Origin of the sequence: Bradyrhizobium nivariense, from assembly GCF_029846695.2 — a bacterium.
Lineage (GTDB): Bacteria > Pseudomonadota > Alphaproteobacteria > Rhizobiales > Xanthobacteraceae > Bradyrhizobium.
The window spans coordinates 26,253-39,021 of the sequence record NZ_JARWCR020000004.1 but is presented as its reverse complement, the minus strand read 5'-3'; the positions used below and the strand labels follow the sequence as shown (position 1 = coordinate 39,021).

Sequence of the window (12,769 nt, the reverse complement as noted above, 5' to 3'; positions counted from 1 at the left end):
CAACCTCTCCGTTAAACGCTTCTCCCCCGCATTTCCCGATAGAATATTCTGCTGGATTCGTCAAACCATGCCAGTCCTTCGAGCAGCCCCAGCCAACCTTCCGGACTCGCTTCGGGACGTGATCGAATACCGAAAATCCGGCCTCAGCCTCAACCATGTCGTCGGCTGCCCGCTCGACTGCGGCTACTGCGTCCGCCATCTTTTCCAGAACTTCGACATGAAGCAGCCGCATCTGGTCGTCAGCGATCGCGAGGCGGTTGACCTCTTGGTCAACCACTGGGCCTTCCGGCCCGATGCGACACCGATCCAGATCTTCAACCGGGCGACCGATCCCTTCCTGCCAGGCGTGAAGGAACATCTCGTTGCAACGCTGGAGCTGCTTGATGACAGGGGGCTCAAGAATTCCGTGCTCGTCATTACCCGATGGAAGATCGAGCCTGACGACATGGAACGGCTGGAGCGGCTGAAGAACCTTCGTCTGACCATCCTCGTCACTTGGTCTGGCATCGAGGACGCGCGAGTGGAGCCCGTGGACAGCGCGCATGCAAAAAATTCGCTGCGCGTCCTTCACGACAATGCATCAAGAACCAAAGCCATTCTATACTGGAGGCCGCTGATCGCCGGGCTGAATGACTCGGACAACCATATCGACCGGGCGTTGGCCTTGTCCGAGTATGCCGATGCGACGGTATTCACCGGTCTCTTTCATCGCGAGGAAATCCGCAAACATCTCCGAGGCGCCGGGGTAGCGGACCTCTATCCGGAGATCGCAAGACGCAAGATCTTGCCGGCGGAGATCGAGCGACGCGTGACGAACGCGTTCGCGGGCAAGCCGCTCTTCCGGAAGACGTCGTGCGGCGTGGCCTACGCCCACGGCATCGCCGATTACAACGGCCATTTCGGAGTGCGCGAGATTTGCGACATCTGTCCGCGGCCGCAGGTCGCTCGCTGCACCCGGACTCACTTAAAACCCGACGTTTCCCGGGTGCAAGAACTGGCGGCGCTTGCGCAACTCAAGACAGATCACATATCGATCGACGACCGTCGAATCGAGCTGAGCGGGAGCACTGAGCAGCAGCGTTACTTTATCCAACACGCGCTTAATTATCAGGTCCACGATCGATCGCACCCGCACCTTCATGGGCGGCACGGACGGGCTGAAGTCGGATGGGAATAGATATCGAGCGGTTCTGGGTCATCGACGGCGAAGGCAGCGGTGGCTCTCCGCCCGAAATCGTCGAGCTGGCGATGCTGCAGGTCGATCGATTGGTTCTGACCGAAAATAAGCGTCATTGGTTCGTTCGACCAGAGCACGGGATCAAACCGGCCGCCACGCGCATTCATGGGCTGACGGACGACGACGTCGTGGGGTCTCCGGACATCGCGGACATCGCCGACGATATCATAACATTGATCGAGGAGGCGCCGATCGTCGGTCACAACGTAAAGATCGAGGTTGATATTTTGACCAGGTCGATCCCCGATTGGAAACCTAGTTCCGCGATCGACACGTTAAAGCTCACGAAGATGCTGAAGCCGGGATTGGCGTCTTACGGGCTCGCTAATCTCGGCACTGAATTCCGACTAGCCGACGAAGCCGCTCATCGTACCGGCGCGAAGCACCATTCGGCGCTTTACGACGCCACACTCACCGCCCTCCTCATGATCCATTTATTGTCGCCGCTGACCACCGACGAACGGCGCAGAGCCATCGTGGAAGCGAACATTCTGGACCCGAAACAGGGATCACTGCTGTGATTTCGCCTCTGGTGAAGATCGCCATTGCCGGCACGCATTCGTCCGGAAAGACCACGTTCCTTGAGCGTCTTAAGCAGGAGCTCGAGGGTGAAGGCTTGAGAATTCACCGCATCGGCGATTTCGCGCGCAGGGCAAAAGATCTCGGCTTCCCGATCTTGAAGAAGCACACCTATGAAAGCACGCTCTGGATTATGGCGGAATGCCTGCGTTGCGAAGCCGAGGCTTCGCTTCAAAGTGATCTTATTCTGGTCGACCGACCAGTCATCGATGCGTTGGGATACCTGCAAGCCGGCTTGGAGCTATCCGGTCGAACACTCGACAGCAGACGGTCGAAAGAACTGATGACGATCGCGACGGCGCATACCCCCGATTACGATGTCCTGATCAGAACGGCGCTGGACAGTAATATCGAGGTCGGTGCGGGACGGGATTTGGACGGCGAGTTTCGCATGGCTGCGGCGACGGCGATCGAACGGCTTGTCAGCCAGATCGAGCCAAACGCTCTAATCCTGACCTCTGCCAATGGGAAAGAACTGGTGCAGCGCGTTGTTGAGATCGTTCGATCTCGACTGACGGCTGTTAGGCCTCAATGAACGAGGCATCTTGCAGTCCCAAGCGTGTCGGTTTGGGATGCATGGCGTTGACCGGGATCTACGGCCATATCGCACGTGATGTTGCCGTCGAGATCATCCGGCAAGCTCTCGATATGGGCGTCACGCATTTCGATACGGCCGAGCTTTACGGTCCCTTCGTCAACGAAGAGCTGCTAGCCGATGCGCTCGGCTCCCATCGCGCCCGAGTCGAGGTCGCCACTAAATTCGGATATCTCCTCGAAGCCGGCAAGATCGTAGGATTGGACTCTAGGCCGCAATCGATTCGTTCAGCCGTAGAAGGGTCGCTGCGCCGATTACGCCGTGATTACATTGACGTCCTGTATCAGCATCGACCCGATCCAAACGTCGCGGTCGAAGAGGTCGTTGGCACGGTGTCGGATCTCGTGAAAGAAGGGAAAGTGCTTGGCCTTGGCTTGTCTGCTACCGACACAGATACGGTGCAGCGAGCGTCCGCGGTGCACCGGATATCTTTCGTTCAAAACGAGTATTCTCTGATCCAGCGTGAGCCGGAAAAAGGGCTCCTCACATATCTGAACGACCAAAGCATCGAATTTGTCTGCTACTCACCTCTCGGGCGTGGGATACTCGGGCGCATTCCCGATGTGAAAACGAAACGCTCGTCAACTGATTATCGCGCGAAGGACCCTCGCTTCGAACCGGGACGCCTGGCTGAAATAAGCCGGGCTCTCGATCCGCTCTGGGACCTAGCGGCCGCTCATTCGGTCGCACCAGCTGCGGTCGCCCTTGCATGGCTGCTGGCGAAGTCTCCTACCATTCGGGTCATTCCGGGCGCCACATCAATAGAGCAATTGAAAACGAACGTCGGCGGAGCCAGAATTGTTCTCTCGTCAGAAGAGATGACCGCGCTCGACAAGCTCAACAAAACCTAACGACATTCGGTTTTCAGTAGCCTCAGGAGCTGCCGGCGATAAACTTTTCCCAGATTAAAACCCAGACTAAGCTGAGATTTAGTCTGGGGCCGGGTCCAGGCCAATCTCAAAGTCGAAGCTATATGAACGAGACGGATAGCGCGCCATTCGGAATACAACTGCGAGCTTATATGCATTTGAAATCACATTATAATTTCGGCCCGTCCATCAGAGGTGTGAGACGCCTTGCTGCGCACGCCAGTGGATGGAACCCGATTTTGCTGTCGCCCAACGGTAAATGTATTACGCTGTCGCGCGGACCGGCAATTTCAGCGGAAGACTTTAGGCAAGAAGCCCCATGCGCGCTGTAAGCAATTCAGCTGAACTTTTCAGGCATGTGAGTGCCGAGAAGTCTGACTTTTATCGCTGCATCATGGACGTCTTTGCCGCAGCCAAACGGCAGTACCGTTTGCAATTGAGGCCTGACGAAGTCCTGGGCGAGGCCCGATGGTCCGGCATGTCGACTCGGATCGAGGACGTCAACGCTGCGCTTGCCCAACTGACCGCCTGGGGCAATCTGGAATCGCATCCTGACACCGCGCGGGTTTCGAGTCTCGGCGATTTCTACCGTGCCCGTTTCCTGTATCGTCTCTCGCACGGCGGCGAGGCTGTCGAAACATCGCTGGCGCTGTTCGTTGCGACGCTGCAACGGCGTGCCGAGCTGCAGACGGTGGCGCTTGAAGACATCGCGAACCGGCTGCAGGCGCTTCGGACATTGGCTGACGCAAGCGAGGCCGATGTCGCGAAGGTTCACGAAACACTACGTGATCTTGTGCGCGTGTTCGAAAGTCTGGCTGACAATGCACAAGCCTTCATGGCCGGCGTTGCCCGCAGCATCGCGCTGCAGCAGGCGGAAGCGACGGCCGTGGCGACTTACAAGCGCCAGTTGATCGACTATCTAGAGCGCTTTATTGGCGATCTGGTGCGCCGCTCCGACACTATAGCAGGCCACATCCTTGCTCTGGAGCCACGTATCGACGCGTTGCTGCAACTGGTCGCTGTACGCGAAGCACGCGATGCCGCGCCCGGTGATGTAACGGATCGCGCCGAGGCACAGGCCTTTTACCGAAATGCCTGGCGCGAGCGCTGGACAGGCCTGCACGGCTGGTTCTTCCGGAGCGGCCATGAGCCTTCGCAAGCCGAGTTGCTGAGGGCAAGAGCAAGATCGGCAATCCCGCAATTGCTCGGCGCGATCGCCACGATCAACGAGCGCCGCAGCGGTCGCAGCGATCGCTCCGCGGATTTTCGCGTCCTCGCTGGCTGGTTTGCGGCCTGCCAGAACGATGGCGACGCTCACCGGCTGGGGCGCGCTGCATTCGCGCTCAATCCGGCGCGGCATTTCGCGCTGAATACCGACGCGGATGCGGATCTGCCGGCCAGCACGCGCTGGGCTGATGCGCCGCCGCTCCAGATTCATCCCCGCCTGCGCGAATATGGCGAGGCTGCGCCGCGCGGCCCGATGGCCCGCATCCGCGACCGCACAGAGGCTCGCGCACGGCTGGCGCTCGAACTCGCCGAAGAGTCGCTGCAGGTCGAAGCCGCGCGCAGACGGCTCGCGACCGGTCAGGCCACGCGGCTTTCCGATCTCGGCCAGCTCGATCAGCATGCCTTTGGCCTTTTTCTCGGGCTGCTCGGCGAAGCGCTGACGGAACAGGCCGGGCCGGACGCCGCCGTGGCGCGGCAGACCGGCGACGGATTGCTGCATATCAGCCTGACACCCCTCGCAGCCGAGAGCCGGACCGAGATCCACACGCCACATGGCGTTTTTTCCGGACGCGATCACCTGATTACGATCACATCGACGCAGGATATCCGATGACCGATCTCGCCGGGGATAGTCGTAGGATCGGCCAGCAACAACGACAGCACCAGCGCGAGGAGTTTCGGAGCGCGGTGCGCGCGCTATTGATGACACCGCTGATGACCCCGGCCCATAACGACTTTGCCGCGGTCCGTCGTCAGGCCGACGCCTTGCGTGGCTGGTTCGCGCGTGAAACCGGCTGGCCGCTGCAGATCGAGCAGGAGGGGGCACGGCTCTACAAGCGGCCGGCGGACCTCTCCGCCAGCATGCGCGGCCTGCCCGGTTACGACCGGCGCCGTTATGTACTGCTTTGCCTGGCCTGTGCCGTGCTCGAACGCGCCGAGCCGCAGATCACGCTGCGGCTGCTCGGCGAGCGGCTTTTGCAATACGCCGCTGAGCCGGCGCTGGCCGCGCTCGGCTTTGCGTTCACGCTGGGCACCCATCACGAGCGGCGCGAATTGGTCGCAGTCTGCCGGACGCTGCTGGAGATCGGCGTTCTGCAGCGCGTGCTCGGCGACGAAGATGCCTTTGTCCACGGCGGAGGCGAGCAGGCCGACGCGCTCTACGACGTACAGCGTCGTACGCTCGCATGCTGGCGGCCGTGCGTGGTCCATCCACATGGCGACCGGACGACGCTCCTGCCTCGCTTGAAGCCCGCCTGCAGGCCTTGGTCAGCGAGCATGTGTCGGACAGCGATGACGGGCGCCGGACCGCGCTCCGCCACCAACTCGCGCGGCGCCTTCTCGATGACCCGGTGATCTATATCGACACGTTGGACGCGGAAGCCCGCGCTTATTTCGTCAACCAGCGCGGCGTGATGTCCGCCCGTCTGTGCGACGCCGCAGGTCTCGTTGCGGAGCACCGCGCCGAGGGGCTGGCGCTGGTGGATGAGGCCGGGGTGCTGACCGATGTGGCCATGCCTGCAGAAGGCACCGATGCTCACGCCACGCTGCTGGTTGCGGAATTCCTCGCCAGTGGGATTCGGCGGCAAAAAATGGAGGATGCCGCGGCAGCATCCCCATCAGCCGGCTACTCGGACCAGGACGTTATCGCCTTCTTGCGCGACGCCAAGGGCCGATATGGCCGATACTGGCGCAAGTCGGCGCGGGAAGCCGGTGCCGAGCGCGAACTTGCACTGATCGCGATTGAGCGATTGGAGAAGCTGCAGCTCGTCGTGAGAAACGCCGACAGGATCCATCCGCTGCCGGCGATCACCCGTTTCGGACTCGGCGAGGCAGAGATTCGTAACCTCCGTGATACGGAACGCATGCCGGCAGCGGCCGCTGGCCAACTCGGTCTCGCATGAACGATCGTCCGGCTTCGTTTACTGCCTTAATGGAGCGCCCGGCGCTTCCGGTCCCGTCACAGCTCCGCTGGCAACCGCTGCGGCTCGGGCTGGTGGAGATGTTCCACTATGACAGCGAAGAATTCTGGTTCCGCGACGGACACCTGTTGCTGCGTGGTAATAACGGCACCGGCAAATCGAAGGTGCTGTCACTGACGCTTCCGTTTCTGCTCGATGCGCAACTCAAGTCTTCCCGCATCGAGCCCGACGGCGACAGCGGCAAGAAGATGTCCTGGAACTTGCTGATGAATAGCTACGACCGACGAACCGGCTATGCCTGGATCGAGTTCGGCCGTCGCGGCGACGATGGCACGCTGCACTACCTCACGCTCGGCGCAGGGCTCTCCGCCGTCGCGGCGCGGCCGCAGGTCGATAGCTGGTTCTTCATCCTGGACGATGCGGACAACGCGGCGCGCATCAATCAGGACCTCTGGCTGATGAGCGAGCAACGGGTGGTCCTGACGCGCGAGCGACTGCGCGATGCGCTCGGTGGCCGTGGCCAGATGTTCGACACCGGGGCCAGCTACCGCCGCGCGGTCGATGAACGCCTGTTTCACCTGGGCGCTAGGCGCTACGACGCGCTGATGGATACGCTGATTCAGCTGCGCCAGCCGCAACTGTCGAAGAAGCCCGATGAAGCGGCGCTGTCCAACGCGCTCACCGAGGCCCTGCCGCCGCTGGCGCCGGAACTGCTCGGCGATGTCGCCGAAGCGCTCGGCCAGCTGGAAGACGATCGCCGTCAGCTCGAGGACTATCGGGCGCTGGCAAAGGCCGTGGGTCGCTTCGATCAGCGCTATCGTATCTATGCGGGAACGCAGAGCCGGCGACAGGCCCGCACGCTGCGCCAGGCGCAGACGGAATTCGACAATGCGAGCCGTTCGCGCGGCGAAGCGCAGGGGCGACTTGAGACGGCCCAGACCGACGAAGCAAATGCGCATCTCGCCCGAGACGCGGCCGAAGTCGCACTCAAACGCGAACGAACCCGCCTTGAAACCCTGCAATCGGGCGCCGGGATGGAAGATGCGAACCGCCTCGAAAGCGCGGAGAGCGATGCAGCCGCCCGCAAGCGGGCATTCGGAATCGCAGCCGATGCGGTCGCCGGGGCGCGGCGACGATTGGACCGTACTATCGAGGAAAAAGAACAGGCAGCGCTGCGCGTGGCGGCGGCCGAACGTCAGATCGCCGACCTGCGCCGGAAATGTATCCCCGATGCCGAGGCCGCTGGGGTTGCGAGCTTCCATGCGGAGCATCCGTTCGCCGCGCTGGACGCTGCGACCCTTGGCGAGTTGACGCCGCCCGCTTTCGAAAGCGCTCGCTCCGGGCTTCGCGCTCTGGTCTCCGACCGGCGCGACCAGATCGCGACGCTACGCCGGCGCGATGCGGAGGTGGCTGCCGCCGAAGCCCTGCATGCGCAGCGCCAGACGAGGCACGATGAAGCGCGGGAAGCTGCCGAAGTCGCAGCGGAACGGCGCGAGCACGCCGATGCCGATGTGGAGCGTGAAGGGCAGGCCTTGGTTCAGTCCTGGCAGAACTGCTTAGACGGTTTGAAGCAATTGCGGATCGGCCCGGATGACGGGTTCGACGCGCTTGCAGTCCTGGCCGAATGGGGCATCGCAATGGACGGCGACAATCCGGCGCGGCAGCGCTTGCAGGTCGCGCAACAGCAGGCCAGCGAGCGTTTGGCGGCCAAGCGCGTGTCGCTGGAGGGCCACCAGCAAGCCCTACAGGCCGAGCGCAAGGCACTCGACGACGAACGCCTTCGCCTCGAAGGTGGCGTCGATACCATGCCGCCGCAGCCTCATACTCGCGCGGACAATGTTCGGAACGGTCGCGACGGCGCCCCGCTCTGGCAATTGGTGGATTTTCGCGCGGCGCTCACCATTTCGCAACGGGCCGGCCTCGAAGCTGCACTCGAAGCCGCTGGCCTGCTCGATGCCTGGCTCTCGCCCGATGGCCGTTTGCAGTCCGGCGATGGCGACGTTCCGCTGTTCGATACGCAGATGCTGGCGCGTCCATCCCAATCGTCGTCGCTCGCCAACTGGTTGCAGGCCGACGTGCCGCCCGACAGCATGGTCCCCACAATCGTCGTCGAGCAACTGTTATCCGGCATTGTCTGTGCCGACGATGATCCCATCGATTGCGAAACCTGGATCGCAGCGGACGGCCGCTTCAGGCTCGGTGCGCTCGCCGGTGCCTGGAGCAAACCGGAAGCCGTCTATATTGGCTATGCGGCCCGCGCCGCCGCCCGCGCGCGGCGGTTGTCCGAGATTTCCGCTCGGCTGGCGCAGCTGGCTGACGCACTTGCAGCCGTGCAAGAGGGAGCCGATCAACTCAGCAAGGATCAGGATCAGGCCGCTGAAGAATGGCGGTTGGCTCCATCGGACGAAGCCCTGCGCAAATCCCATCTGGCGGCGGCTGCCGCTGCACGCGAAGCGGATACCGCCCGCCAGCGGTGGGCCGAAGCCACCGTGCAGCGCGATGCGAGCGAGCAGGATTTGCAGGCGGCGCGGCAGCGGCGCGTTGCCGACGCCACCGACCTGCGCCTGCCTGCATCGCCGGCCGACCTCACGGGCGTCGAGACGGCCCTCAGCAGCTATCAGAATGCCCAGATTGACCTGACGCAGGCGATCCAGGAGGCGCGCCTGGCCCTGCCCAACCTTAAAAAAGAACGTCTGCGCGAAAGCGAGGCACATGACGATCTGACGGCGCAGGAAGAACGCTGCGCGGTCGCCCGGATCGAGGACGAAGAGGCGTCCACTCGGTTCGAGGTGCTGCGCGAAACGATCGGCGCAAAGGTCGAGGAATTACGGCAGCAACTGTTCAAAGCCCGTGATGCCGTCGATGCCAGCGAGACCGGCCTTGGTCGGGCACGCGAGAGTCTGAACAAATCCGGTCAGGCGCGCGCGGTCGCGCAGGAACAAGCCAACAATGCGAACACGCAGTTCGAACGATGCAGCGACGCACGCGCCGAAGCCATTTCGAAGTTCCAGCAGTTCGCGAGCACCGGCCTGCTCGCCGCGGCGCTTCCGCAGCTTGAAGTGCCCGATATGGTCGCTGTCTGGACGATCGATCCTGCCCTCACCCTCGCGCGCCGCGCGGAACAGGCGCTGTCTTCGCTGGACGACAAAGAAGAGACCTGGACGCGCGTGCAAAAGGAAATCAGCCAAGAATTGACGGAGCTGCAAACGACTCTCGGCGCGCTCGGTCACCGTGCGCAGTCCGAGCACAACGACTGGGGATTGATCGCCCACGTCATTTACCAGAACAGGCCCGAACGCCCGGATCGTCTCGCCGCGCAGCTGGTCGAGGAGATCGCCCAGCGCAGCGAGTTGCTCACGGCGCAAGAACGAACCGTGCTGGAGAACCATCTACAGGCCGAAATCGCATCCGAGGTGCAGCGACTGCTGCAGGCGGCGGAAAACCGACGCGACGCCATCAACAAGGAACTGTACAGCCGTCCGACATCAACCGGTGTCCGCTACCGACTGTTATGGCAACCGTTGGGCGAAGAAGAAGGCGCTCCGGTCGGCCTCGATGCGGCGCGAAAACGCTTGCTCAATACCAGCGCAGATCTGTGGTCGGCCGAAGATCGGCGGGTGGTTGGCGCGATGCTGCAGCAACGCATTGCCTTGGAGCGGGAACGCACCGTTTCAGGCGTCGGGACCGAGTCGGGAGGCGCCTTGATCGACCAACTGACGCGCGCGCTGGACTATCGACGCTGGCACCGCTTTCGCGTCGAGCGCTGGCAAGACGGGCACTGGCGCAAGCTTTCGGGCCCGGCCTCCAGCGGCGAACGTGCGCTCGGCCTTACCGTGCCGCTGTTCGCCGCGATCGCCAGTTTCTACAGCCAGGGCAGCTACAAGCTGGCACCACGTCTCATGCTGCTTGATGAAGCATTCGCCGGCATTGATGACGCCGCGCGCGCCCACTGTATGGGGCTGATCCGCGAGTTCGACCTCGACTTCGTGATTACGAGCGAGCGCGAATGGGCATGTTATGCCGAGTTGCCCGGCGTCGCCATCTGTCAATTGCAACGGCGCGAAGGGATCGACGCGGTGTTCGTTTCGCGCTGGACCTGGGATGGCCGCGCCAAGACGCGCGAAAGCGACCCCGATCGCAGATTTGCGTCGAGATGAGTTCGGTGATCGATCCACGGCTGCAGCGCCTGCTCGGCGGCGATCGCTTTGCCTCGCTGCGCAAGCGCCTGCGCCAGCGGTTCGAACGGGCACCGCTGGATACCGCGATCGAAGGCTTTCGCATCGGCCAACTCACCGTGGATGAACACGCTGCACTGGCGTCCTTGCTGGGTCGCCCTGGCCGCTACGCGAATTCCCTACAGGTTGATGTTGGCCTCATCGACACCGCGTTCAGAAATGCTGGCGTCGCCGTTTCGCTGCGTGATGCACTCGAGCAACTCGATGGCCCGATCGCGCATCTCGCCACGAGGCGTTTGGCAATACAAACGATGTGGTCCGATGTGCTGGATCGCTGCACGCACAGCTCATTGATCGAATTGCTCGGAACGTCCGCGGGCATGGGATTGCTCAAGCGGCTCGCGCGGCAGAGCCCAACTGCGGCGCTCAAGATCTGCCGCCGCGTCGAAGCCACGTTGGAGCGTCTGCCGGCGATCGGCATAACGCGTTCGCAATTGGCCGCCGATGCGCTGGGCGATCCCCATGGGCTTGACAGCGGCCAACCGGCGGCCACGTTGGTCCTAACGATCTGGCGTCAGTTGACGACGCGGTCCGATGGCTGTGGTGCTGGCGTTACTGTGGGTGAAAGGGATGAGGATAACGACCTAGAGCAGGCCGGTGTGGAAAGCCACCGCGACGTCTGGGCGAAAGCAGGAGTGCTTGTTAACGAGTTGGCACGTCCGGTGTTATTTCTAAACCTGCCCATACGTAGCGCTGAGCGCCACGGTTGGTCACCAGGAGAGCCGGCCTATGCTTCGCTTCGTTCGCTTTTGCGCGCCCCGTTGTCCTGGGACGTGACCGGTCGCACGATTTATGTTTGCGAAAATCCTAATCTTGTCGCCATCGCTGCGGATCACTGGGGCGCCGGCTGCGCACCGCTCGTCTGCACGGACGGCATGCCTGCTGCCGCGCAGCGATGCCTGTTATCGCAACTGGCCAAAGCACGAGCGCAGCTTCGCTATCACGGCGATTTCGATTGGCCAGGCGTAAGAATCGGCAACCACGTGATGCGCGAGCACGGCGCGCAACCTTGGCGTTTTAATGCAAGCGACTATGAGGTCGCCGCCGAAGGCGTATCAGATATGGGACAGCCCCTAACAGGAAAGGCTGTCCATGCGATGTGGGACGACGCATTGATGGCAGCGATGCAGCGCCATTGTCTGTCGATTGCTGAAGAAGCCCTTGCGGCTTCACTGTTGAAAGACCTAGGCCCGAACGACAACTAGTTCAGCGTTTCCTTGGTTCGAATCATATGAGGCGGCGTCGGCGAGTTTGAAGGACCAGGTATGAATGACAGGATGGCGATTGACGTCGTCGATGCCAGCCATGATGCGCACCTTGAGTTCGTGTTTTGAGGCCACCCGGATATGCCGCAGGACTGAACGGGCGAACTTGGAGAAGAACCGCTCGATGAGATTGAGCCACGAGCCGTGCTTGGGGGTGAAGGTGAGTTCGAAGCGTCCAACCGGTCGTGGCGAGCCAGGTTCTTGTTTCTCTCGATATGTGCGCGGAATGATTGTCGAGAATCAATTTGATCGCAGGGTTCGGCGGATAGGCGGCATTGACAGCCTGAGGAACTCGATGAACTCTCGACTGCGGTGGCGGTCCTTGACAAGGGCGTGGACCTTGCCAATCAGCAGATCAATCCCACCCAACAAGCTGAGCGTGCCATGGCGCTTGTATTCATGATCGCACGCAAAGGTGGCGTGGACGCCAGGCTTGGGCGGCAAATCCGGCGTCGCGGTTTTCAAGGTAGTAGCTCACCTTGTGCGACTTGATTTCCTCTTGGCGGAGGATCTTGCACACCGTTCCCTGGACCAAATTAGCCGAACACCCATGCCCTGCCGCCGGCCCCTGTTCGCGCGCATGGCGCGCCAAGAGCCGCGTCGTCCACAACTCATGCGGATAGCCATTGCCTTGTCACACGCCAGCGACACCAGTCAGGCTAACGGACATCCAAACCGAGACATCGACCTGCTTCTGCCCTGGGCCTACCGCGCTCAAGCCCTCAAAGCCGTGGCCTGAGAACGCCGCTTACACTACAAGGCCATCGTTCGATAGGTTCAAATCGGGGAGGCGCAACACCCGATTATAGCGATTGATTGAACAAGAGATTCCTAAGCTTGTTG

8 protein-coding genes and 1 pseudogene are annotated in these 12,769 nt (G+C 62.0%); 8 read left to right on the top strand and 1 reads right to left on the bottom strand.

All coding sequences use genetic code 11. The features are described from left to right. Positions 1 to 118 precede the first annotated feature (118 nt). The 8 genes and pseudogenes from QCM77_RS05015 (at position 119) to QCM77_RS04980 (ending at position 11,866) form a co-directional block, all read left to right on the top strand. Positions 119 to 1,177, top strand: a complete 1,059-nt coding sequence (locus tag QCM77_RS05015; protein WP_279682121.1) for a radical SAM protein — start codon at positions 119 to 121, stop codon at positions 1,175 to 1,177. Further along, a complete protein-coding gene (locus QCM77_RS05010) occupies positions 1,168 to 1,758 on the top strand; it encodes a 3'-5' exonuclease (protein WP_279682119.1) in 591 nt (196 codons plus the stop codon). The genes QCM77_RS05015 and QCM77_RS05010 overlap by 10 nt, the downstream gene beginning before the upstream one ends. An 11-nt stretch (positions 1,759 to 1,769) precedes the next feature. Then, positions 1,770 to 2,351 (top strand): AAA family ATPase, encoded by a 582-nt coding sequence (locus QCM77_RS05005; RefSeq protein ID WP_279682117.1) that lies wholly within the window; start codon positions 1,770 to 1,772, stop codon positions 2,349 to 2,351. Beyond that, a complete protein-coding gene (locus QCM77_RS05000) occupies positions 2,348 to 3,262 on the top strand; it encodes an aldo/keto reductase (RefSeq protein ID WP_279682116.1) in 915 nt (304 codons plus the stop codon). The genes QCM77_RS05005 and QCM77_RS05000 overlap by 4 nt, the downstream gene beginning before the upstream one ends. Before the next feature lie 337 nt (positions 3,263 to 3,599). Next, complete coding sequence (locus tag QCM77_RS04995; protein WP_279682114.1) at positions 3,600 to 5,120, top strand: TIGR02677 family protein; 1,521 nt, start codon at positions 3,600 to 3,602, stop codon at positions 5,118 to 5,120. Then, positions 5,117 to 6,408 (top strand): annotated as a pseudogene (locus QCM77_RS04990) (TIGR02678 family protein). The gene QCM77_RS04995 and the pseudogene QCM77_RS04990 overlap by 4 nt, the downstream one beginning before the upstream one ends. Further along, the gene (locus tag QCM77_RS04985; protein WP_279682110.1) at positions 6,405 to 10,583 is read left to right on the top strand and encodes a TIGR02680 family protein; all 4,179 of its coding nucleotides are present in this window, start codon (positions 6,405 to 6,407) and stop codon (positions 10,581 to 10,583) included. Before QCM77_RS04990 ends, QCM77_RS04985 begins: the two are co-directional and overlap by 4 nt. Further along, complete coding sequence (locus tag QCM77_RS04980) at positions 10,580 to 11,866, top strand: TIGR02679 family protein (protein ID WP_279682109.1); 1,287 nt, start codon at positions 10,580 to 10,582, stop codon at positions 11,864 to 11,866. Before QCM77_RS04985 ends, QCM77_RS04980 begins: the two co-directional genes overlap by 4 nt. Positions 11,867 to 12,166: 300 nt before the next feature. On the opposite strand, the gene QCM77_RS04975 is transcribed toward QCM77_RS04980, so the two are convergent. Further along, a complete protein-coding gene (locus tag QCM77_RS04975; RefSeq protein ID WP_462804290.1) occupies positions 12,167 to 12,391 on the bottom strand; it encodes a hypothetical protein in 225 nt (74 codons plus the stop codon). Positions 12,392 to 12,769: the final 378 nt, after the last annotated feature.

Coding starts and splice junctions, on each gene's coding strand:
- QCM77_RS05010 (WP_279682119.1), top strand. CDS start 1,168: ATGGGAATAGATATCGAGCGGTTCTGGGTCATCGACGGCGAAGGCAGC.
- QCM77_RS05000 (WP_279682116.1), top strand. CDS start 2,348: ATGAACGAGGCATCTTGCAGTCCCAAGCGTGTCGGTTTGGGATGCATG.
- QCM77_RS04995 (WP_279682114.1), top strand. CDS start 3,600: ATGCGCGCTGTAAGCAATTCAGCTGAACTTTTCAGGCATGTGAGTGCC.
- QCM77_RS04985 (WP_279682110.1), top strand. CDS start 6,405: ATGAACGATCGTCCGGCTTCGTTTACTGCCTTAATGGAGCGCCCGGCG.
- QCM77_RS04980 (WP_279682109.1), top strand. CDS start 10,580: ATGAGTTCGGTGATCGATCCACGGCTGCAGCGCCTGCTCGGCGGCGAT.